The organism is Bradyrhizobium sp. CFUWI (assembly GCF_056429085.1).
The window spans coordinates 522,808-543,566 of record NZ_JBWJZE010000001.1 but is presented as its reverse complement, the minus strand read 5'-3'; the positions used below and the strand labels follow the sequence as shown (position 1 = coordinate 543,566).

Sequence of the window (20,759 nt, the reverse complement as noted above, 5' to 3'; positions counted from 1 at the left end):
TCGCCCGTCGTAACCGTGCTTCCAGTGGGATCTGAGATGTTGAACGTCGTATCCAGCAAAGCGCGGGAGGAAGCGTCTATGTCGGCCAAAAACGGCTCCATCAAGCTCGTCGCCGGCAACTCCAATCCGGCCCTCGCGCAGGCGATCGCGCAAGGCCTCGACCTGCCGCTGACCAAGGCGGTGGTGCGGCGCTTCGCCGACATGGAGATCTTCGTCGAGATCCAGGAGAACGTCCGCGGCTCGGATGCCTTCGTCATCCAGTCGACCTCGTTTCCCGCGAACGACCATCTGATGGAGCTCCTGATCATCACCGACGCGCTGCGCCGCTCCTCGGCGCGCCGCATCACCGCGGTGCTGCCCTATTTCGGCTACGCCCGGCAGGACCGCAAATCGGGCTCGCGCACGCCGATCTCGGCCAAGCTCGTCGCCAATCTGATCACGCAGGCCGGTGTCGACCGCGTCATGACCCTCGACCTGCATGCCGGCCAGATCCAGGGCTTCTTCGACATTCCGACCGACAATCTCTACGCCGCGCCGCTGATGGTGCGCGACATCAAGGACAAGTTCGACCTCTCCAAGGTGATGGTGATCTCGCCCGACGTCGGCGGCGTGGCCCGCGCGCGCGGCCTTGCCAAGCGCATCAACACCCCGCTCGCGATCGTCGACAAGCGCCGCGAGCGCCCGGGTGAATCCGAGGTCATGAACGTGATCGGTGACGTCGCCGGCTACACCTGTATCCTCGTCGACGACATCGTCGATTCCGGCGGCACGCTGGTGAATGCGGCCGACGCGCTGATCGCCAAGGGCGCCAAGGACGTCTACGCCTACATCACCCATGGCGTGCTCTCCGGCGGCGCGGCCGCCCGCATCTCCGGCTCCAAGCTGAAGGAGCTGGTGATCACCGACTCGATCCTGCCGACGGAGGCAGTGACCAAGGCGCCGAACATCCGCACGCTGCCGATCGGCAGCCTGATCTCGGACGCGATCGCGCGCACGGCGGCCGAAGAGTCGGTGTCGAGCCTGTTCGACTGATTTTTTCTTTTGCTGGTCTCGTAGGGTGGGCAAAGGCGCGACGCGCCGTGCCCACCCTTTTTCTTTTGCGAGAGAAGGTGGGCACGCTTGCGCTTTGCCCACCCTACGACTGATCTTCTTCGCCTCTCCCCGCTTGCGGAGAGGCGAAGACATCCTACCCCACGATGCCCGCCGCGACCTGGCCGCGCAGACGTTCGAGGCCGAGCAGGGTCTCCGCACAGGCGGCGGCGACCTCGACACCCTTGATGGCAAAGTGCCTACGGAAGAAATCGTAGTGCACCTCGGTCTCGTGGAATTGCTGCGGCGTCAGCACCGCTGAGAACACCGGCACCTCGGTGCGGAGCTGCACGTCCATCAAGGCCTTGATCACGGTGTCGGCGACGAATTCGTGGCGATAGATGCCACCGTCGACGACAAGGCCGGCGGCGACGATCGCGGTGTAGCGACGCGTCTTGGCGAGAACCTGCGCATGCAGCGGGATCTCGAACGAGCCCGGCACCTCGAACACGTCGACATGGGTGAGGTGCCGCGCCGCGGCCTCCCTCATGAAGGCGATACGGGCCTCCGCGACCACGTCGCGGTGCCAGCAGGCCTGCACGAAGGCCACCCGCTGCGGTTTGGCGAAGCGTGGATGCTCGGTCGCGGGTCCTTGCGGAACCGGCGGTTGGTGGATTTCAGTTTCGGCTTGAAGAGCTTCGGCTTGGGGAGCTTCGAATTGGGGATCTTGCAGCATCTGATTCATGGCTTTCCTCGGTTTAAGGACCAGAATCAGGGCACACGGAACGACAAACAGCCGCACCCTGCGATGCGTCTGCCACCGACCGTTCTCTTTCATCCGGACTTTGACCGTCGGCTTCGGAGTTGCACCGAATCTGCTGACCCTTCCCTTCGGGATACCCCTTAGGGAAGGCGCTCGCGGGCTTGGGCCTTTCGGCCCTTACCGCCGGTGGGGACTTTCACCCCGCCCTGAGAACATCGGCCGCTCGGGATGAACGGCCTGGGCGGAAATATGCCGCCGGCGCGCCGGCGCGGCAAGCGTGTTCCGTATGGGCAAATCGCATGGTCCCATGCCGGCGCGGCGGCCCGGGCCTCGCGGGACGGAATTAACGATTGGCGCCCTCCGCCGAATCCGATTCCGGTTTGTTCTCCTCCATCGGGATCCGGGACTTCCGACGTTAAGAATTGTGGCGGAGATGAGCTGTGGACGAACGAGTCCTGGCTTGTGGACGGACTCGGGACCCGGTTGCGCAGATTCCGCAAATCACATCACTTGATCCGCGACAGGCCCGCGCTGATCCGAGGGGATCGCAACAGTGACCCCGAGGGGATCGCAACAGCGACGTTGAGGGAGCGTGCTGGGCCGACCGCGTGCGTATCAAAGACAACAAGAAGGCAAGAGGTCGAGACGGCATGTCCCTGCTCGAAGGCACTATCGATTCCAGAAGCCATCCGCTCGCGGTGGTCGAGGATATCGCTGCCAGCAACAACTGGCCGTTCGAACGCTCCGGCGAAGACGAACTCACGATTGTCTCGAAGGGACAATGGACCGACTACCAGCTCTCCTTCACCTGGATGGGCGAGATCGAGGCGCTGCATCTGGCCTGCGCCTTCGACATGAAGATTCCGCTCGCGCGCCGCGGCGAGGTGCAGCGGCTCGTCGCTGCCGTCAACGAGCAGCTGTGGGTCGGTCATTTCGATTTGTGGACCAACACCGGCATGGTGATGCACCGCCAGGCCCTGGTGCTGCCGGGCGGGCTGACCGCCTCGACCGCGCAATGCGAGGCCATGCTCGCCGGCGCTATCCACGCCTGCGAGCGCTATTTCCCGGCGTTCCAGTTCGTGGTGTGGGCGGGCAAGACCACGACCGAGGCCATGGACGCAGCGATGTTCGATACGGTCGGAGAGGCGTAGGGGATCGCCTCTCTCCAGCGTCGTCCCGGACGAGCGAAGCGAAGATCCGGGACCCATACCGCGTGATGCCCGTTGTGGCACAACGCTTGTTGCCACCATCTTCATCCACTAGAACCGCCTGTGGTTATGGATCCCCGCATTCGCGGGGACGACACCGAGTGTGTGGCACAGCAATGGCGAACAACCCCCTCCAAGACATCACCGGCACCATCCTGCTCGCCGGCGCCGGCAAGATGGGCGGCGCGATGCTGACCGGATGGCTCTCGGGCGGGCTCGACCCGCGCCGCGTCGCCGTGATCGATCCGCATCTCTCGCCCGAGATCACCGCGCTCGCCGCAAGGGGTGTCGCGCTCAATCCCGACGCGACGACGCTCGGCCCCGTCGAGACATTGGTCGTTGCGGTGAAGCCGCAGATGTTCCGCGAGGCCGGCGCACGATTGAAAGCGTTCGTCTCGGACCGGACCTCGGTGGTCTCGATCATGGCGGGAACCACGATCGCCTCGCTCCAGGAGGTCTGCGGCGGCGCCGTCGTGCGCGCGATGCCGAACACGCCGGCCGCGATCGGCCGCGGCATCACCGTAGCCGTCGCGGCCAACAACGTCAGCACCACGCAGCGCGCGGTGGCCGACGCGCTGCTGCGCGCCACCGGCTTGGTCGAATGGGTCGAGGACGAAGGGCTGATGGACGCGGTGACCGCCGTCTCCGGCTCAGGGCCAGCCTATGTGTTCCTGCTCGCCGAAGAGCTGGCACGCGCCGGCGTCGAGGCCGGCCTGCCCGAGGCGCTCGCGACGAAGCTCGCACGCGAGACGGTCGCGGGCTCCGGCGAGCTGCTGCACCGGTCGGAGCTGCCCTCGAGCACGCTGCGCCAGAACGTCACCTCGCCCGGCGGCACCACCGCCGCAGCGCTCGGCGTCCTGATGGGCGAGCCCGGCCTGCGCGATCTCATGATCCGCGCGATCGCAGCGGCGACGCAGAGGTCGAAGGAGCTCGCGAAGTAAAAGGTGCCGTAGGGTGGGCAAAGCGACTTGTCCGCCGTAGCTCGCAGAGCGAAGGCGGAAGCGTGCCCACCGACTTTCGCGGTTCGGTAAAGATGGTGGGCACGGCGCTTTGCGCCTTTGCCCACCCTACGGCACCGTGCCAGCTCCGAGCCGCTTGTTGAACGTCTCGACATTCACAAGCCCGCGCGCGTGGCGGCCTTCGCCGAGCTTGCGCGTGCCCTCGAAAGCCTCGACCTCGAAGCGGATGACGCGGCGCTCGACCGCGACCACCCTTGCGGTGGTCCGCACCGTCGCGCCGACGAGCGCGGCGGCGAGATGGCGTATATCGACCTCGGTGCCGACAGTGACCCAGCCCGGCTGCAGCGCGGCGCGGATCGCATCGCCCGAAGTCATCTCCATCTCCAGGATCATCATCGGCGTCGCATAAACCATGGGCATGCCGGGCACGAAATGCCCGACCGTGCGCTCGGCCGGCACCACCAGCGTGCGCTCGGCGCTCATGCCGATCGTGATGAAATCGCGTGCGTCCATGGTGCTCGCTCGTCATTCCGGGGCGGCGCGTAGCGCCGAACCCGGAATCCAGAAGTTTGCTGCACGAGATTCCGGGTTCGCGCTTCGCGCGCCCCCGGAATGACGCTAACGCGTCACTTCTTCGCTGCCGCCGCGCGTTCCACGAAGGTCTTGCCGCCCTTCATCTTGTGGCGGAGCGGAGCTTCGTTGATCTGGATGACGACGGCATCGGCATCGACGCCGAGATTCTTCACCAGCGCCTGCGTGATGTCGCGCATCATGCCGGCCTTCTGCTCGTCGGTGCGGCCTTCGGCCATGCTGATGGTGATCTCAGGCATTGTTCTCTCCCTTGCGGCCGGACGCCGGCCATTGACGGTCGCCATCAAACAAGACGTGGATGCCCGGGACAAGCCCGGGCATGACGGCCTCCCGGAATGGCTAGCCCCACTTTACGTCATGGCGGGCCAGGACCTCGCGCACTTTCGCGACGAGATCGGCTTCGCTGCACGAGAACTGCGCCGGCCGGCTCTCGCGCCATTCCTGGTTGGACGCGATCGCGGCGGCCGCCTTGGCACCTTCGATCAGGTCCTTGATCTGCAGCTCGCCGCGCGCCTTCTCGTCGGAGCCCTGGATGATCACGCACGGCGAGTTGCGGCGATCGGCATATTTGAGCTGGTTGCCCATGTTCTTGGGGTTGCCGAGATAGAGCTCGGCGCGGATGCCGGCGGTGCGCAAGGACGCCACCATCTTCTGATAGTCGGCGACGCGGTCGCGGTCGAACACGGTGACGACGACGGGACCGAAGTCCGGCTTGGTGTCGAGCTTGCCGAGCAGCGTCAGCGCGGCCTGCAAGCGCGACACGCCGATCGAGAAACCGGTCGCCGGCACCGGCTCGCCGCGGAAGCGCGAGACCAGGCCGTCGTAGCGCCCGCCGCCGCCGACCGAGCCGAAGCGCACCGGGCGGCCCTTCTCGTCCTTGGTCTCGAGCAGCAGTTCGACCTCGTAGACCGGGCCGGTGTAATATTCGAGACCGCGCACGACGGTAGGATCAATGCGAACACGATCACCGTAACCTGATTCACCAACCAAAGCTGAAATCTCGAAGAGCTCCCTAACACCCGCCTGCCCCACTTCAGTATGCGCGGCGAGCATTAGCTTCGCGACGATTTCTTCGTTCGTGCCAGTTTCAGGACAGGTCGCAGCTAAGACACAACCGATGGCTTCATCTGGCAGGCCGGCTCCTTTTGTGAAATCACCACTCTCATCCTTACGACCTTCGCCGAGCAAAGCCCGAACGCCTCCCTCACCCAAGCGATCGAATTTGTCGATTGCACGTAAGACAGTCAACCGGCGACCCGCATTCTCTTGCCCGCCGAGCCCAATGGCTTCCAGCACACCGTCGAGCACCTTTCGGTTGTTCACCTTCACCACATACTGGCCGCGCGCAATGCCGAGCGCCTCCATCGTGTCCGCAGCCATCATGCAGATCTCGGCGTCCGCCGCCGGCGTCGCCGAGCCGACCGTGTCGGCATCGAACTGCATGAACTGGCGGAAGCGGCCGGGGCCGGGCTTCTCGTTGCGGAAGACATAGCCGACGCGGTAGCTGCGGTAGGGCAGGACCAAAGCGTCGGTGCCGTAGCGCTCGCCGACGTAGCGGGCGAGCGGCGCGGTCAAATCGTAGCGCAGGCTGATCCACTGCTCGTCGTCGTCCTGGAACGAGAACACGCCCTCGTTCGGACGGTCCTGGTCGGGCAGGAACTTGCCGAGCGCGTCGGTATATTCCATCGCCGGCGTCTCCACCGGCTCGAAGCCGTAGAGCTCGTAGACGGCGCGGATCTTCTCGACCATCTCGCGCGTCGCCCGGATCGCCGCGGGATCGCGATCCTCGAGCCCGCGCGGCAGACGCGCCTTCAGCTTCTGGGGTTTTTTGGGTTTCTCGGCCATGCGCGGCGTTTACCAGCCGGGGCGCGAGGCGGCAACTGCCCTACGGCAGCTCCATCCGCGCCCGGAGCGCATCCGCGTCCGCCTTCGGCAGCGACTTCAGCGTCGGCTTGATGGTTTCGCCACCGACGATCTTGCCGTTGCGCATGAACATCCAGTCCGAGATGTCGGCTTCGGCGAACGAAACTTTATCGCCGGCGTGCTTGCCCGGCAGGTCGCGGGGCTGGTTGGCAAACAGGCCGGCAAAGGTCCCGTCGGGCTGCTTCTTCACCTCACCGATCCAGATGTGCTCGCCGCCCTTGCGGGTCGAAAAACGCACCTTCAAGGCGTGTCCGGTCTCGGACGGCTTCTGCGCCTCATAGGAGGCCCAGAAGGTCGGCAGCGTGCCGCGGGCCCGCGCGATCGCCGCATTCATCTCGGGATCGCTGGTGCGCACGTCGACGATCGGCGAGCGGTCTTGCGCGACGACCTCGTGCGTCGGGCCGACGGTCAGGATGCCGAAGACGGAGACGCCGGTGATTGCGGTGAGAACGACCCATTTCATGGGTTGGGAGAGTCTAGTTGCCATGATCGCGATGCCCAGGATGCCTTGATGTGTCCTGGCTTTGTCGCGAGATCGTGGCGGGGCGTTCATGGTGTCTGCCCTTCGCCTCTCCCCGCTTGCGGGGAGAGGCCGGAATGCGCGCGGGACGCGCGAATTCCGGGTGAGGGGGACTCTCCACGAGTCCAACTGCCACCGCCCTCGCGGAAACTCCCCCTCACCCCGACCCTCTCCCCCCAAGCGGGGAGAGGGAGACACTCAAAACACCTTGCGGATCCAATTGTGCGGATCGTTGGTGCGGCCGTACTGGATGTCGACGAGCTGCTTGCGCAGGCCCATGGCGACGGGGCCGGCGGCGCCGCCCGAAATCTCGAAATCGCCGCTGACCGAACGCACCTTGCCGATCGGTGAGATCACGGCGGCGGTGCCGCAGGCAAAGGCTTCCTTCAACCTGCCGCTGGCCGCATCCTTGCGCCACTGGTCGAGCGAGTACGGCTCCTCGCGCACGGTCTTGCCGGCATCGCGGGCGAGCGTGATGATGGAATCGCGGGTGATGCCGGGCAGGATGGTGCCGAGCGGCGGCGTCGAGAGCGAGCCGTCGTCGAACACGAAGAAGACGTTCATGCCGCCGAGCTCCTCGATGTAGCGACGCTCGATCGCATCCAGGAAGACGACCTGATCGCAGCCGTGCTGGATGGCTTCGGCCTGGGCGCGCAGGCTCGCGGCGTAATTGCCGCCGCATTTGACGGCTCCGGTGCCGCCGACGGCGGCGCGCGTATAGTTCTCCGACACCCAGATCGAGACCGGCGCGGGTCCGCCCTTGAAATAGGAGCCGACCGGGGAGGCAATGACCGAGAAGATGTACTCCGACGACGGCTTGACGCCGAGGAAGGTCTCGCTCGCGATCATGAAAGGACGCAGGTACAGGCTACCCTCGCCGCCCGGCATCCAGGCGCGGTCGATGCGCACGACCTGCTCGACCGCCTCGATGAAGACGTCCTCCGGCAGCTGCGCCATCGCCATGCGGTCGGCGGAGTCCCTGAAACGCCGCGCATTGGCGTCGGGCCGGAACAGATTCACGCCGCCATCGTCGCGCTTGTAGGCCTTCAGACCCTCGAAGATCTCCTGCGCGTAATGCAGAACGGCCCCGGCCGGATCCATCTGGAAGTTGGCGCGGGCCTCGATCTTCGCCTCGTACCAGCCGCCCTTGGCCTGGTTGTAGCGGACGATCGCCATGTGATCGGTGAAGATCCGCCCGAAGCCGGGGTCCACCAGCTTGGCCACGCGGTCCTTTTCGGGGGTCGGATTGGTTGCGGGCTGGATGTCGAATGTCATGCTCATGTCCTTGGCTCCCGCTGCCGGTAACGGCGCTGTTCTGGCGCCCGCCGGCCCCGTTTGGGGGCCGGCCGGCTTGATTGGTTTCTGGCCGGACCGTCGCCAGCCTTGTTACGGCCGGTTTCCCGTGGCCAGCATGTCGCTGAGGACATGCTTTTGCGGGAGGCGGAAGTCCAGTATGTTTTGCCGAAATGCCGCTCGACAATCGCACGGTAGATCTGATCCGGCCGTCGTCGCCTGTCCGGCTCTTTCCGCCGTCCTGCTTCGATGCCGCCCGCCACGAAACGATCTAAAATTTCGTGCGGATCGATCGTTTTGTAACATTGAACCCAAGATACGTCAATATGCCTGACATAAATTTCGCGAATCCTTCTGAAAGCGCCGCCGAGCCTCGGCCGGCCGCAGGCGATGGAAGCAATTTGCGCTGGGATATCATCGAGCTGCTGTTCTTCGCCTATCGCGATTTCGTCGGCGATCCCGACCAGGAGCTGGAGGCTTTCGGCTTCGGCCGAGCCCATCACCGGGTCATGCACTTCGTCTACCGTTATCCCGGCCTCAAGGTCGCCGATCTGCTCGACGTCCTGCGCATCACCAAACAATCGCTCGGCCGCGTGCTCAAGCAGCTTCTGGACGAGGGCTATATCGTGCAGAAGACCGGTGACAACGACCGCCGCCAGCGCCTGCTCTACGCGACGCCGAAGGGCGAGGCGCTGGTGCAGAAGCTCGCCGGGCTGCAGACCACGCGGATCACCAAGGCGCTCGCCGAGATCGGTCCGCAGGACGCCGAGACGGTCAAGCGCTTCCTGCGCGCGATGATCGATCGGGACGATCCGGACAAGGTGCTCGAGACCATCTTCGCTTCCGTCAATCAAACCACCAAGGAGTGACCGTGCCGCTCGCTGCCACTCTCGCCCGCCCGCCGGCGCGCCCTGCCGACGACGCGCCGCATCTGCTGCTGGTCGACGACGACCGCCGCATCCGCGATCTGCTATCGCGCTTCCTTGCCAGCGAGGGCTACCGCGTCACCACCGCCGCAAGCGCCGGCGATGCACGATCGAAATTGCTGGGTCTGCATTTCGACCTCTTGATCCTCGACGTGATGATGCCCGGCGAGACCGGCTTCGATCTCGCCCGCTTCATCCGCACATCCTCCTCCGTGCCGATCGTGATGCTCACCGCACGCCATGAAGCCGAGGCCCGCATCGAGGGCCTGCAGATCGGCGCCGACGATTACGTGGCAAAACCGTTCGAGCCGCGCGAGCTCGCGCTGCGCATCAACAACATCCTCAAGCGCGCCGCCCCGCCGCCGCAGGCCACGACGATCGAGAAGATCGCCTTCGGTCCCTACATCTACCACCTCGAGCGCGGCGAGCTGCGCCAGGGCGAGGAGGTCATCCACCTCACCGACCGCGAGCGCGAGATGCTGCGCATTCTCTCGGAGACGCCGGGCGAGACCGTGCCGCGCAGCGCGCTGACCGGCAATGGCAGCGTCAACGAGCGCGCCGTCGACGTGCAGATCAACCGCCTCCGGCGCAAGATCGAGACCGATCCCGCCAATCCGCTGTTCCTCCAGGCGGTGCGCGGCATCGGCTACCGGCTGGTGGCCTCGCCATAAATCAAGTGAAGCGCGCCAGATGAGCACGATCGATACCGGCCTGACGCTTCTGAAGAGCGCCGCCGGCCGCGTCTCCGCGGCCAATGGCTGGATGGGCCACGCGTTCAAGGGCTGGATGCCGACCGGCCTCTACGCCCGCGCGCTCCTCATCATGATCGTGCCGATGGTGGTGCTGCAATCGGTGGTCGCCTTCGTGTTCATGGAGCGGCACTGGAACACGGTGACGCGCCGCCTGTCGGCCGCGGTGGTGCAGGATATCGCCGCACTGATCGACGTCTACAAGGGCTATCCGCAGGACAAGGACCGTGACCAGATCCGCCGCATCGCGCAGCAGCGCCTCGGCCTCGTCGTCGATTTCCTGCCCGCCGGCGACATGCCGCCGCCGGGACCGAAGCCGTTCTTCTCGCTGCTCGACCAGACCCTGTCGGTGCAGCTCGGCCGCCAGATCGGGCGCTCGTTCTGGATCGACACGGTCGGCCGCTCCAACCTAGTCGAGATCCGCATCCAGCTCGACGATGCCGTGATGCGCGTGTTCGCGCAGCGCAGCGCCGCCTATGCCTCGAACTCGGAGATCTTCCTGTTCTGGATGGTCGGCACCTCCTCGATCCTGTTGATCGTCGCGGTGCTGTTCCTGCGCAACCAGATCAGGCCGATCCTGCGCCTTGCCGACGCCGCCGAAAGTTTCGGCAAGGGCCGCGAGGCGCCGAACTTCAGACCGCGCGGCGCCCGCGAGGTGCGGCGCGCGGCGGTCGCCTTCCTCGAGATGAAATCGCGCATCGAGCGCACGATGGAGCAGCGCACCGCGATGCTCGCCGGCGTCAGCCACGACCTGCGCACCATCCTGACCCGCTTCAAGCTCGAGCTGGCGCTGATCGGCGACAGCCCCGAGCTCGAGGGGATGCGCAAGGACGTCGACGAGATGTCGATGATGCTGGAGGATTACCTCGCCTTTGCGCGCGGCGATTCCGGCGAGCAGTCGCAGCCGACCGACATGGCGCAGGCGCTCGAGGAGCTGCGCGGCGACGCCGAGCGCCACGGCCATACCGCGACCGTCGCCTTCCACGGCCTGCCCGTCGTGACGGTGAAGCCGGCCTCGTTCAAGCGCTGCCTCGCCAACCTCGTCACCAACGCGGCGCGCTACGGCAAGAGCATCGCCATCACCGGCCAGCGCGATCACCGTTATTTGACCGTCACGATCGACGACGACGGGCCCGGCATTCCGACGCATTTGCGCGAAGAAGTGTTCAAGCCGTTCCTGCGGCTGGACAACGCCCGCAACCAGGACGAGGGCGGCACCGGCCTTGGCCTCGCCATCGCCCGCGACATCGCCCGCTCCCACGGCGGCGACATCACGCTGGGCGACAGCCCGATGGGGGGATTGCGGGCGAGCGTGAGGATTCCGGTGTAACTGTCTTACCTCGCCCCGATTGCGGGGAGAGGGAGCGCACCGACTTCCGAGCGACTATCTCACCCTACTTCGGCAGCAGCGCCTTCAGCTTGTCCATGTCGCGCACGTTCATCTTGAAGCCACCGGGCATCACGATGTCGCCGGGCTTCTGGTCCGGCTTGCAGGCCCCGAGCCATTTGGCTTGCAGCGTCATGGTCGTATCGCGCCCCGCGGTGCCGGCGACGCCGCCTTGCGCGTGCGAGGAGGTCTTCACCGTGTAGGCCGAGTTGAAATCGCCCGTGATCTCGGCATGCGACGTCGTGTTCACGCCGGCAACGCTGCACTCGGAATCGCTGACATAGCCGGTCGCGGTCTTCTTGATGTCCTGCTTGGTGCAGATCTGCTTGGCCATCGGGGAGACGTTGTTGTTCATCTCCTTGTCGACGGTCTCGTCGGTGCAGTGCTGCATGGTCATCTCGGGCATGGGTGAGCCTGATGTGACCAGCTTCATTTCCCAAAGACCCGCCTTGCGCACCGGCAGATCATCGGCGCTGGCGCTGCCCGCCGACATCACGAGGCAAAGCGTCGAGCCGAGCAAAGCAAGTTTGCGCGTCATGCGAGAGGCTCCCGGCTGAGAGAGTGCGGCGCTACAATAGCGCCTTAGTAGAGCGTGCGGATCGGCTGCTCGGCGGCGCCATAGGGCACCCAACGGCAGGAGAATGAGATATAACCGCCTTCATAGGCCTGCACGCCGAGGAATTTGACCACTTTGCCGTAACGCGCGCAGTGATCGACCGCGACCTGACGTGCATCGACCTGGGTGGCCATCGAATAGGCGATGATGCCGCCGGTGTCATTGCCCTTGAACGGCGGCACATAGTCGGCACGCGCCGACTGGCTCGCCGTCATACCCGAGGCAACCAGGCTGGCGAGAAGACCCGCGGCCGCAATGATTCGCATTCCCGTCACTCCAATTGGCTGGCCGCCAGTCTACGGTGCCGGGATGGAAGTGGAAAGAACCGAAGCCGTGCCGACCGCATCGTTGGGGTCAAGTCCTGGCGAAGTGTTGCCGCGCTGCACTTGACCTCCCCTGCCCTTCGCGGCACCGTCCGACCTTGGCAAGACCTTAGCTGTCCGGATTATCCATGCGCGCCCCCTCCCTGAAATCGCTCCGCTTTGCCGCCATGCTCGGCCTTTTGTTCGGGGCGGTGTCGCTCGGCGAGGCCAGGGCCGCCAACCCGCTGGAGATGAATTTCTGGCTGAGCGGACCGCGCTATGACGGCGCCGTCGCCGGTTGCGACAAGGCGCTGCCGACGATCGCGACCCAGTTCTGGGAAAAGGAAAGCACGTTCTGGAATTCCTCGTTGAAGATCACCGGCTTTGCCGCCGTTCACGAGACCGCGTTCCGGCCCTGGCAGTCCGACAACATTCCGCGCCGCTATTGCACCGCTGACGCCATGCTCACCGACGGCAAGGTGCGCAAAGTGCACTTCTCGCTCATCGAGGATGGCGGGTTCGCCGCCTACGGCAACGGCGTCGAATGGTGTGTGGTCGGGCTCGACCGCAACTGGGCCTACAATCCGGCCTGCCGCGCCGCCCGGCCTTAAGTCCGAGCCGCCCTGCTTCGGGGCCCGTCAGCGGCCAAACGGCGGCCGCCGGAATTTTGTTCTTGAAATGTTCTTATCGCCTGCTAGGCTTTCTTTCACAGTCTAGTTGAGGGGCGTTGCCATGTTTCATTCCAGATTGCATTCCTTCTCTCGCCTGGTGATCTCGCTGGCCCTTTCCCTGATCCTTGCGGCTAGCCTGGCCTCGTTCGCCGGTGACGCCAGGGCCCAGGACAAGCGGCAGAACGCCCCTGGCGAGTTCGATTTCTATGTGCTGTCGCTGTCATGGTCGCCCTCGTTCTGCGAGGAGGCGGCCGAGCGTGGCGGCCGCTCCCAGCTCCAGTGCAGCGGACGGCCCTACGCCTTCGTGGTGCATGGGCTGTGGCCGCAATACGAGAACGGCTTCCCGGAATATTGCCAGCGGCCCGCGCCGCGGCTGAACCGCAGCATCGTCTCCTCGATGCTCGATCTGATGCCGGCGCCGGGGCTGATCTTCAACGAATGGGACAAGCACGGCACCTGCTCGGGCCTCGCCGATCGCAGCTATTTCGAGACGATCCGCAAAGCGCGCGCCGCGATCAAGATTCCGGCCGAATATCTCGATTTGTCGCAGTCCAGGACCGTGGCGCCGGCGGAGGTCGAGGAGGCCTTCATCAAGGCCAATCCGGGGCTGAGCAATGCCGCCGTCTCGGTCACCTGCAACCGCACCCGGCTCTCCGAGGTCCGCATCTGCCTCAGCAAGGACCTGCAATTCCGCGCCTGCGAGGAAACCGATCGCCGCGCCTGCCGGCGCGATCAGGTGACGATGCCGCCGATCAGGGGTGGGTAGGATCGGTTCGCCGTCATTCCGGGGCGCGCGGAGCGCGAACCCGGAATCCATCTCTCGGCGTTACCGGTAGCAAAATGGATTCCGGGTTCGGTGCTGGCGCACCGCCCCGGAATGACGGCCGTTACTTTCGGCGCGCGATGTCGTAACTCTCCGCCATGAACTACCGCCACGCCTTCCACGCCGGCAACTTCGCCGATGTCATCAAGCACATCGTGCTGGCCCGCATCATCACCTATCTGCAGGACAAGCCGGGGCCGTTCCGCGTCATCGATACCCACGCCGGAGCCGGCCTCTACGATCTCGACAGCGACGAGGCGCGCCGGAGCGGCGAATGGCTGACCGGCATCGCGCGGCTGATGCAGGCCCGCCTCTCGAACGAGAGCGCGGCGCTGACCAAGCCCTATCTCGACATCGTCCGCGCCTTCAATCCGCAGGGGGAGCTCAAGGCCTATCCGGGCTCGCCGCTGATCGCGCGCGGCCTGCTCCGGCCGCAGGACCGGCTCGTCGCCTGCGAGCTCGAGCCGAAGGCGCGGAAAGCGCTGATCGGCGTGCTGCGCCGCGACGAACAGGCCCGCGTGGTCGACCTCGACGGCTGGGTGGCGCTGCCGGCCTTCGTGCCGCCAAAGGAGCGGCGCGGCCTCGTGCTGATCGATCCGCCGTTCGAGGCCAAGGACGAGTTCGAGCGGCTGGGCGAAGCCTTCGCCACCGCCTTCGCGAAATGGCCGACCGGTATCTATGTCATCTGGTATCCGGCCAAGAACCGGCGCGCCACCGACACGCTGGCGCAAACGGTCGCGCGGCTCGCAGCTGCAGCAAAACCACCGGGAAAATGCCTGCGCCTCGAATTCAGCGTCGCACCCCAGCTCGATGGCGGGGCGCTGGCCTCCGCCGGGCTGCTGATCGTCAATCCGCCCTACACGCTGCAGGGCGAGCTGAAGACCATCCTGCCCGAGCTGGAAATGCCGCTCGGCCAGGGCGGCGCTGCCAGATTCCGATTGGAGGTACCCAAGTCTTAAAGCAAGCCGTAACACTCCGGCATTCTTGGGAAAAATATGCAGGAGCGGTAGTCAATCCGCAGAGAACCGTATTATGCTGTTTCTGTGACTGGCTTTACGTTCCGCTTCCGCGAATGGTTGCGGCGGAGTGAAGGCCTAAGAAAGATCCGGCCGGACCGTTAGGTCCGCCCAAGGATGGCCAGCTCTCCCGGGCTTCGTAATGCCCGGTCATGTCGCGACGTGAGTCTGCGTCGCGGCGGAGGAGCAATGAGGGGGAGTTTCCCGATGGCCATGACGGGAACGGTCAAGTTTTTCAACGGTGAACGCGGCTACGGTTTCATCAAGCCTGACGACGGCGGCCGCGACGTCTTCGTGCACATTACTGCTGTGGAGCGGGCCGGACTTAAGGACCTTGCGGAAGGACAGCGCATTACTTTCGAAGTCGAACCGGACAAGAAGGGGAAGGGGCCGAAGGCGGTCAACCTGGTCATCCTCTCCTAGCGGGCCTGACGCAAGACACGCGGCGCAATATTTCGCCGCAAGACTCGGCGCCAGTACTTGGCGAAGTACTTGGCGATAGGAGTCCTTGGCAAAGAAATACTTGGCGCAAAGAAATACTCGGCGCGAAAAAATCCCGGCCGCGAGCGGCCGGGAAGGTGTTGTCCGGTATTTTCTTCTTCAGCTGTCAGAAGCGATAGTTCACGCCGGCGCGAACAACGCTGGCGCTGTAGCCGTTTGACACCCCGGTAATTGCGAACTGACTCGTCGACAGATCGATGTAGAGATATTCGAGCTTGGCGCTCCAGTTCGGAGCGAGGCCGACTTCCGCGCCGCCGCCAATGGTCCAGCCGGCGGTGGTATGCGATTCCGCCCAGCCGAAGGTCTGTCCACGCAGCTCGCCGAACGCAAGGCCCGCGGTGCCGTAGAACAGCACGTTGTTGAAGGCATAGCCGGCGCGGCCGCGCAGGGTGCCGAACCACGGATTGGAGAACTTCCACGGTGCGAAAGTATCGTCGGCACCGCTGACCTGGATATCGCCCTCGACGCCGAACACCCAAGGGCCGTTCTGGAAATTGTAGCCGGCCTGCACGCCGCCGACGAAGCCCGACGGCTTCGAGGGATTGTTGTCGACCGAGCCCCATTCGTAGCCGATGTTGCCGCCGAGATAGGGACCCGCCCAGCTATAGGCATTGAGCGGCTGGTTGACGGTATAGGGGGCGCGCTGCCCGTAATTGAGATCGGCGGCCTTTGCCGAAGCTGTCCAGCCGGCTGCAACCAACGCGGCCGCGCCCACAACGAGCCTCTTCATCACACACTCCAACGCAACTGCCGTCGCCACTGCGGCGCCTGCGCCGCCGCGCGAGGCACAACCGCATGGTTACGGAACCACCACTTTTTCGCGTAAGATTTATCGAGAGTTTTAGCTTAAAGGGCTGTTAAGCCGGGTTACCGCGCTGTTAACAGACTTAAGGAAGCGTTACCGGAACTGCGCCGCCGTCCTGTGCGTGCCGCACGGCCGGAACTTCAAATCGGCTCCCCGAGCGCCTAAATTCGCCCCATGGTTCACGATTCCACCGACAATCCGGACGAACGCGCGCGCAAATTGCCGCGGGCCGCCGCGAGCGACGTGCCCCCCGAGACGTTGATAGCGCCGGACGTCGATCCCGCCGCCCCGGGCGGCGAGGACGAGGATGATTCGCGGCTGCCCGATATCCTGGAGGAGAGCGGCGCGGTCGGCGAGGAGCCGCTGGCGACCGGCCACGAGGCGATCGAGCGCGCCGTCCGCCTCGCCCCGACCTCGCCCGGCGTCTATCGCATGCTCAACGCGAATGCCGACGTGCTCTATGTCGGCAAGGCCAAGAACGTCAAAAAGCGCCTGTCGAACTATGCGCGCCAGAGCGCGCCGCAGCCGGCGCGCATCCTGCGCATGATCGCCGCCACCGTGACGGTGGAGATCGTCTCGACCAACACCGAGACCGAAGCGCTGCTGCTGGAAGCCAACCTCATCAAGCAGCTGCGGCCGCGTTTCAACGTGCAGCTGCGCGACGACAAGTCGTTTCCCTACATCCTGATCACCGGCGACCATTGGGCGCCGCAGATCCTGAAACATCGCGGCGCGCAGAGCCGGCCCGGGCGCTATTTCGGCCCGTTCGCCTCGGCCGGCGCGGTCAACCGCACCATCACGGCGCTGCAGCGCGCGTTCCTGATCCGCTCCTGCACCGATTCCTTCTTCGAGAGCCGGACCCGGCCCTGCCTGCTCTACCAGATCCGCCGCTGCGCCGGCCCCTGCACCCGCGAGATCGACTTCGGCGGCTATACGACGCTGGTGCGCGAGGCGAGCGACTTCCTGTCCGGCAAGAGCCACGCGGTGAAGCAGGAGCTCGCCGGCGAGATGGAGAAGGCGGCGGGTGAGCTCGAGTTCGAGCGCGCGGCGCTCTACCGCGACCGTCTCGCCGCGCTCTCGGCGATCCAGTCGCAGCAGGGCATCAATCCGCGCACGGTCGAGGAAGCCGACGTGTTCGCCATCCACCAGGAGGGCGGGTTCTCCTGCGTCGAGGTGTTCTTCTTCCGCACCGGCCAGAACTGGGGCAACCGCGCCTATTTCCCGCGCGCGGAGAAATCGTTCACCCCGGAAGAGGTGCTCGGCTCCTTCCTCGCGCAGTTCTACGACGACAAGCCGCCGCCCAGGAACATCCTGCTCTCGCACGAGATCGAGGAGAGCGAGCTGCTCGCCAATGCGCTGGCGATCAAGGCCGGCCATAAGGTCGAGGTCACCGCTCCCAAGCGCGGCGAGAAGAAGGAGCTGGTCATCCACGCCCTGACCAATGCGCGCGAGGCGCTTGGCCGCAAGCTCGCCGACACCGCCACGCAAAGCCGGCTGCTGGAGGCCATGGCCGCGACGCTGAGCCTGCCGCATCCGCCCAAGCGCATCGAGGTCTACGACAACAGCCATATCCAGGGCACCAATGCGGTCGGCGCCATGATCGTCGCCGGCCCCGACGGCTTCGTGAAGAACCAATACCGCAAGTTCAACATCAAGTCGGAAGGGATCACGCCCGGCGACGACTTCGCCATGATGCGCGAGGTCCTCGAGCGGCGCTTCAAGCGCCTGATCAATCCGCCCGAGGACGCCGGCACCAAGGCCAAGGACGACGATTTTCCGCAATGGCCCGACCTTGTCATCATCGACGGCGGCCGCGGCCAGCTCAACGCCGTCCGCGAGATCTTCACCAATCTCGGCCTGAACCAGGTGTCGCTGATGTCGGTGGCCAAGGGGCCGGACCGGGATGCCGGGCGCGAGACTCTGTTCATGCCGGAGCGCGAGGCCATCAAGCTGGAGCCGCGCGACCCCGTGCTCTATTTCATCCAGCGTCTGCGCGACGAGGCCCACCGCTTCGTCATCGGCTCGCACCGCAAGCTGCGCAAGAAGGACATCCGCGAGGCCGGTTTGCAGGAGATTCCGGGCATCGGCCCGTCCCGCAAGCGTGCCTTGCTACATCATTTCGGGACCTTGAAGGAGATCGAACGCGCTTCGATCGCCGATCTCGGCAAGGTTCCAGGGGTGAGCGCCGAGAGCGCCCGCAGGATTTTCGACTATTTCCATCCCCAGCCGGGATGAACTAAAGGGGACGCGGTCATATGGTCGTCGCATCCCGCACCCATCTGGGAAGCGGAACGGTTGACCTTCAGGCCCGAGCGGTATTGGTAGGACGGATGAACATCGCCACGACACGAGGGACGACCAGGCGCGCGATGTCCCTCCCGAACATCCTGACCTATGGCCGGATCGCCGCGATTCCGGTCGTGGTCGGATGCATTTACGCGCAGTCCATCCTGGATCAGCCGCTGTGGCTGCGCTGGGTCGCGGTCGCCATTTTCATCGCGGCCGCGGTCACCGATTACCTCGACGGCTATTATGCGCGAATCTGGAATCAGCAATCGGCCTTCGGCCGGATGCTTGATCCGATCGCCGACAAGCTGCTGGTCGCCTCCTGCCTTTTGATGCTGGCCGCCGACGGCATCATCCATGGCTGGTCGCTGTGGGCCGCCATCGTGATCCTGTGCCGCGAGATCCTGGTCTCGGGCCTGCGCGAGTATCTGGCCGCGCTCCGCGTCAGCGTGCCCGTGACCAAGCTTGCGAAGTGGAAGACCACGGTCCAGCTCGTCGCGATCGGCTTCCTGCTCGCGGGACCTGCCGGCGACGAGGTGGTGCCCGTGGTCTCGATGATCGGCCTCGCGCTGCTGTGGGCCTCGGCGATCGTGACCATCTACACCGGCTACGATTACTTCCGCGCCGGCATCCATCACCTCATCAAGGAGGACGAGGGATGAAGGTGAAGTATTTTGCCTGGGTGCGCGAGCGCGTCGGCAAGGCGGAGGAGACCATCGAGCCGCCGGCGACCGTGCGCACCGTCGAGGAGCTGATCGCCTGGCTGTCCGGCCAAAGCGAGGCCTATGCCTACGCATTCGAGAAGCCGAAGGTGATCCGCGCCGCCATCGACCACGCCCACGTCAAATCGGACGCCGCGATCGCCGGCGCCCGCGAGATCGCGTTCTTCCCGCCGATGACCGGCGGCTAGGCCATGACCACCCCTGTCGCCACCTGCCCCGTCACGATCCGGATTCAGGAAGACGATTTCGACATCGCCCGCGAGATCGCGGTCCTGACCCAGAGCCGGACCGATATCGGTGCGGTCGTGAGCTTCTCCGGCATCTGCCGCGCCGACGACGACAGCGCGAAGGTCGCGGCGCTGACGCTCGAGCATTATCCCGGCATGGCCGAGGAGGAGATCAGGCGTCACGCCGACGAGGCCGTTTCGCGCTGGCCGCTCAACGGCGTCACGGTGATCCACCGTGTCGGCCGCTTCATGCCGGGCCAGAACATCGTGCTGGTGCTGACCGCCTCGCAGCATCGCCAGGCCGCGTTCCAGGCGGCCGAGTTCCTGATGGATTACCTCAAGACCAACGCGCCGTTCTGGAAGAAGGAAGAGAGCGCCACCGGCACCGGCTGGGTCGAAGCCCAGACCCGTGACGACGAAGCCGCCGCACGCTGGACCAAATCCTGATGGCAAGAGCAACCAAGAAGACTGCGCGCAGCCGCGCCGCGCCAAAGCTCGCGAAAGTCGGACGCGGCGAGCTCCTCACGCTGCTCGATTTCGTCCGCTATGCGGTGAGCCGCTTCAATGAAGCCAAGCTCGCTTTTGCCCACGGCACGACCGATCCGGTCGCCGAAGCCGCCTTTCTGGTCTGCGAGGCGCTGCATCTGCATCCCGAACAGCTCGAGAGCTTCGCCAACGCGCGCGTCACGACCGCGGAAGGCAAGACCGTCCTCGATCTGATCCACCAACGCGTGACCACGCGCAAACCGGCCGCCTATCTCGTCAACAAGATCTACATGCGCGGCCTGCCCTTCTATGTCGACGAGCGCGTCATTGTTCCGCGCTCCTTCATCGGCGAGCTCCTGGATTCGCATTTCGGCGGCGACGGCGAGGCCGGCTCGCTGATCGACGATCCCACCGCCGTCGGGCGCGTGCTCGATCTCTGCACGGGGTCGGGGTGCCTCGCCATCCTCGCCGCGCATCATTTCCCGAATGCCATTGTTGATGCCGTCGACATCTCCAAGGGCGCGCTCGAAGTCGCCGCACGGAACGTCGGCGAGTTCGGGCTGGAGGACCGCATCAGCCTGTATCGCGGCGACCTGTTCGCCCCGCTCGGCGACAACAGATACGATCTGATCATCACCAACCCACCTTACGTCGATGCCGAAGGCATGGCCGCGCTGCCGCCGGAATGCCGGGCCGAGCCCAAGCTCGCCTTCGATGGCGGCGCCGACGGCCTCGATGTGGTGCGCCGCATCCTGCGCGAGGCGCCGGATCACCTGACGCCGGACGGCGGGCTGATCTGCGAGATCGGCCGCGGCCGGGACTTGGTCGACGAGGCCTTTCCGGACCTGCCGCTGCTCTGGCTCGACACCGAGGAGTCCGAAGGCGAGGTGTTCTGGATCGCGGCCGCCGATCTCGGCTGATTCATCAGGACGGACCGAGCTCCGTCGGAACAAGTC

General features: G+C 65.3%; 24 protein-coding genes and 1 riboswitch. Of the genes, 15 read left to right on the top strand and 9 right to left on the bottom strand.

All coding sequences use genetic code 11. From position 1 onward, the window contains the following. Window positions 1-78: 78 nt before the first annotated feature. Window positions 79-1,032 (top strand): ribose-phosphate pyrophosphokinase, encoded by a 954-nt coding sequence (locus AC066S_RS02575; protein WP_164718785.1) that lies wholly within the window; start codon window positions 79-81, stop codon window positions 1,030-1,032. Window positions 1,033-1,186: 154 nt separating this feature from the next. On the opposite strand, the gene AC066S_RS02570 is transcribed toward AC066S_RS02575, so the two are convergent. Then, window positions 1,187-1,774, bottom strand: coding sequence for a 6,7-dimethyl-8-ribityllumazine synthase (locus AC066S_RS02570; protein ID WP_478268837.1), 588 nt, complete (start codon window positions 1,772-1,774; stop codon window positions 1,187-1,189). A 77-nt stretch (window positions 1,775-1,851) separates the two neighbouring features. After that, window positions 1,852-2,010: riboswitch (FMN riboswitch) on the bottom strand. A gap of 432 nt (window positions 2,011-2,442) precedes the next feature. Between AC066S_RS02570 and AC066S_RS02565 the strand changes: the two genes are divergently transcribed. Continuing rightward, window positions 2,443-2,943, top strand: a complete 501-nt coding sequence (locus AC066S_RS02565; RefSeq protein WP_028134393.1) for a type III secretion system chaperone family protein — start codon at window positions 2,443-2,445, stop codon at window positions 2,941-2,943. A 173-nt stretch (window positions 2,944-3,116) separates the two neighbouring features. Continuing rightward, window positions 3,117-3,941, top strand: coding sequence for a pyrroline-5-carboxylate reductase (gene proC / locus AC066S_RS02560; RefSeq protein ID WP_478268836.1), 825 nt, complete (start codon window positions 3,117-3,119; stop codon window positions 3,939-3,941). Window positions 3,942-4,067: 126 nt separating this feature from the next. Here the strand turns inward: proC and AC066S_RS02555 are convergent, their stop codons facing one another. The 5 genes from AC066S_RS02555 to AC066S_RS02535 all read right to left on the bottom strand — a co-directional run bounded on the left by AC066S_RS02555 (window position 4,068) and on the right by AC066S_RS02535 (window position 8,274). Then, window positions 4,068-4,472, bottom strand: coding sequence for a thioesterase family protein (locus tag AC066S_RS02555; RefSeq protein ID WP_478268835.1), 405 nt, complete (start codon window positions 4,470-4,472; stop codon window positions 4,068-4,070). A 113-nt stretch (window positions 4,473-4,585) separates the two neighbouring features. Further along, entirely contained in the window at window positions 4,586-4,789 is a 204-nt protein-coding gene (locus AC066S_RS02550) for a tautomerase family protein (protein WP_025033847.1), read from the bottom strand. A 100-nt stretch (window positions 4,790-4,889) separates the two neighbouring features. Continuing rightward, on the bottom strand, window positions 4,890-6,395 hold the full coding sequence (hisS, locus tag AC066S_RS02545) for a histidine--tRNA ligase (RefSeq protein ID WP_478268834.1): 1,506 nt from the start codon (window positions 6,393-6,395) through the stop codon (window positions 4,890-4,892). Window positions 6,396-6,435: 40 nt separating this feature from the next. Continuing rightward, window positions 6,436-6,960 (bottom strand): YegJ family protein, encoded by a 525-nt coding sequence (locus tag AC066S_RS02540; RefSeq protein WP_478268833.1) that lies wholly within the window; start codon window positions 6,958-6,960, stop codon window positions 6,436-6,438. Window positions 6,961-7,191: 231 nt separating this feature from the next. After that, entirely contained in the window at window positions 7,192-8,274 is a 1,083-nt protein-coding gene (locus tag AC066S_RS02535) for a branched-chain amino acid aminotransferase (protein WP_126259065.1), read from the bottom strand. 338 nt (window positions 8,275-8,612) lie between these two features. Here AC066S_RS02535 and AC066S_RS02530 point away from each other — a divergent pair, with 338 nt between their 5' ends. Genes AC066S_RS02530 through AC066S_RS02520 form a run of 3 tightly spaced genes read left to right on the top strand, consistent with a single transcriptional unit; the run spans window position 8,613 to window position 11,291 of the window. Further along, window positions 8,613-9,155, top strand: coding sequence for a MarR family winged helix-turn-helix transcriptional regulator (locus AC066S_RS02530; protein WP_205680515.1), 543 nt, complete (start codon window positions 8,613-8,615; stop codon window positions 9,153-9,155). Continuing rightward, the gene (locus tag AC066S_RS02525) at window positions 9,152-9,883 is read left to right on the top strand and encodes a response regulator (protein ID WP_126259063.1); all 732 of its coding nucleotides are present in this window, start codon (window positions 9,152-9,154) and stop codon (window positions 9,881-9,883) included. Before AC066S_RS02530 ends, AC066S_RS02525 begins: the two co-directional genes overlap by 4 nt. 19 nt (window positions 9,884-9,902) lie before the next feature. Next, window positions 9,903-11,291: an ATP-binding protein gene (locus AC066S_RS02520; RefSeq protein ID WP_126259062.1), complete on the top strand. Its 1,389-nt coding sequence runs from the start codon at window positions 9,903-9,905 to the stop codon at window positions 11,289-11,291. Between the two features lie 64 nt (window positions 11,292-11,355). Here the strand turns inward: AC066S_RS02520 and AC066S_RS02515 are convergent, their stop codons facing one another. Together AC066S_RS02515 and AC066S_RS02510 are read right to left on the bottom strand one after the other, a co-directional pair. After that, window positions 11,356-11,886 carry a DUF3617 domain-containing protein gene (locus tag AC066S_RS02515; RefSeq protein ID WP_478268832.1) on the bottom strand — a complete coding sequence of 177 codons (531 nt, stop codon included), beginning with the start codon at window positions 11,884-11,886 and terminating at the stop codon, window positions 11,356-11,358. Window positions 11,887-11,930: 44 nt separating this feature from the next. Next, complete coding sequence (locus AC066S_RS02510) at window positions 11,931-12,230, bottom strand: hypothetical protein (RefSeq protein WP_028134381.1); 300 nt, start codon at window positions 12,228-12,230, stop codon at window positions 11,931-11,933. Window positions 12,231-12,415: 185 nt separating this feature from the next. On the opposite strand from AC066S_RS02510, the gene AC066S_RS02505 reads away from it, so the two are divergent. The 4 genes from AC066S_RS02505 to AC066S_RS02490 all read left to right on the top strand — a co-directional run bounded on the left by AC066S_RS02505 (window position 12,416) and on the right by AC066S_RS02490 (window position 15,199). Then, window positions 12,416-12,877, top strand: coding sequence for a hypothetical protein (locus AC066S_RS02505; RefSeq protein WP_478268831.1), 462 nt, complete (start codon window positions 12,416-12,418; stop codon window positions 12,875-12,877). Window positions 12,878-12,998: 121 nt separating this feature from the next. Beyond that, window positions 12,999-13,703 (top strand): ribonuclease T2 family protein, encoded by a 705-nt coding sequence (locus tag AC066S_RS02500; RefSeq protein WP_478268830.1) that lies wholly within the window; start codon window positions 12,999-13,001, stop codon window positions 13,701-13,703. Between the two features lie 155 nt (window positions 13,704-13,858). After that, window positions 13,859-14,719, top strand: a complete 861-nt coding sequence (locus AC066S_RS02495) for a 23S rRNA (adenine(2030)-N(6))-methyltransferase RlmJ (protein ID WP_478268829.1) — start codon at window positions 13,859-13,861, stop codon at window positions 14,717-14,719. 264 nt (window positions 14,720-14,983) lie between these two features. After that, the gene (locus tag AC066S_RS02490; RefSeq protein ID WP_008544396.1) at window positions 14,984-15,199 is read left to right on the top strand and encodes a cold-shock protein; all 216 of its coding nucleotides are present in this window, start codon (window positions 14,984-14,986) and stop codon (window positions 15,197-15,199) included. A gap of 184 nt (window positions 15,200-15,383) precedes the next feature. Here AC066S_RS02490 and AC066S_RS02485 read toward each other — a convergent pair whose 3' ends face one another. After that, window positions 15,384-16,007 (bottom strand): outer membrane protein, encoded by a 624-nt coding sequence (locus AC066S_RS02485; RefSeq protein ID WP_478268828.1) that lies wholly within the window; start codon window positions 16,005-16,007, stop codon window positions 15,384-15,386. A gap of 249 nt (window positions 16,008-16,256) precedes the next feature. On the opposite strand from AC066S_RS02485, the gene uvrC reads away from it, so the two are divergent. The 5 genes from uvrC (at window position 16,257) to prmB (ending at window position 20,723) form a co-directional block, all read left to right on the top strand. Further along, complete coding sequence (gene uvrC / locus AC066S_RS02480) at window positions 16,257-18,317, top strand: excinuclease ABC subunit UvrC (RefSeq protein WP_478268827.1); 2,061 nt, start codon at window positions 16,257-16,259, stop codon at window positions 18,315-18,317. A 95-nt stretch (window positions 18,318-18,412) separates the two neighbouring features. Then, window positions 18,413-19,030 carry a CDP-diacylglycerol--glycerol-3-phosphate 3-phosphatidyltransferase gene (gene pgsA, locus AC066S_RS02475; protein WP_126259055.1) on the top strand — a complete coding sequence of 206 codons (618 nt, stop codon included), beginning with the start codon at window positions 18,413-18,415 and terminating at the stop codon, window positions 19,028-19,030. Then, the gene (gene moaD, locus AC066S_RS02470) at window positions 19,027-19,278 is read left to right on the top strand and encodes a molybdopterin converting factor subunit 1 (RefSeq protein WP_007596861.1); all 252 of its coding nucleotides are present in this window, start codon (window positions 19,027-19,029) and stop codon (window positions 19,276-19,278) included. The genes pgsA and moaD overlap by 4 nt, the downstream gene beginning before the upstream one ends. A 3-nt stretch (window positions 19,279-19,281) precedes the next feature. Next, a complete protein-coding gene (locus AC066S_RS02465; protein WP_478268826.1) occupies window positions 19,282-19,764 on the top strand; it encodes a molybdenum cofactor biosynthesis protein MoaE in 483 nt (160 codons plus the stop codon). Further along, complete coding sequence (prmB, locus tag AC066S_RS02460; protein ID WP_478268825.1) at window positions 19,764-20,723, top strand: 50S ribosomal protein L3 N(5)-glutamine methyltransferase; 960 nt, start codon at window positions 19,764-19,766, stop codon at window positions 20,721-20,723. The genes AC066S_RS02465 and prmB overlap by 1 nt, the downstream gene beginning before the upstream one ends. Window positions 20,724-20,759: the final 36 nt, after the last annotated feature.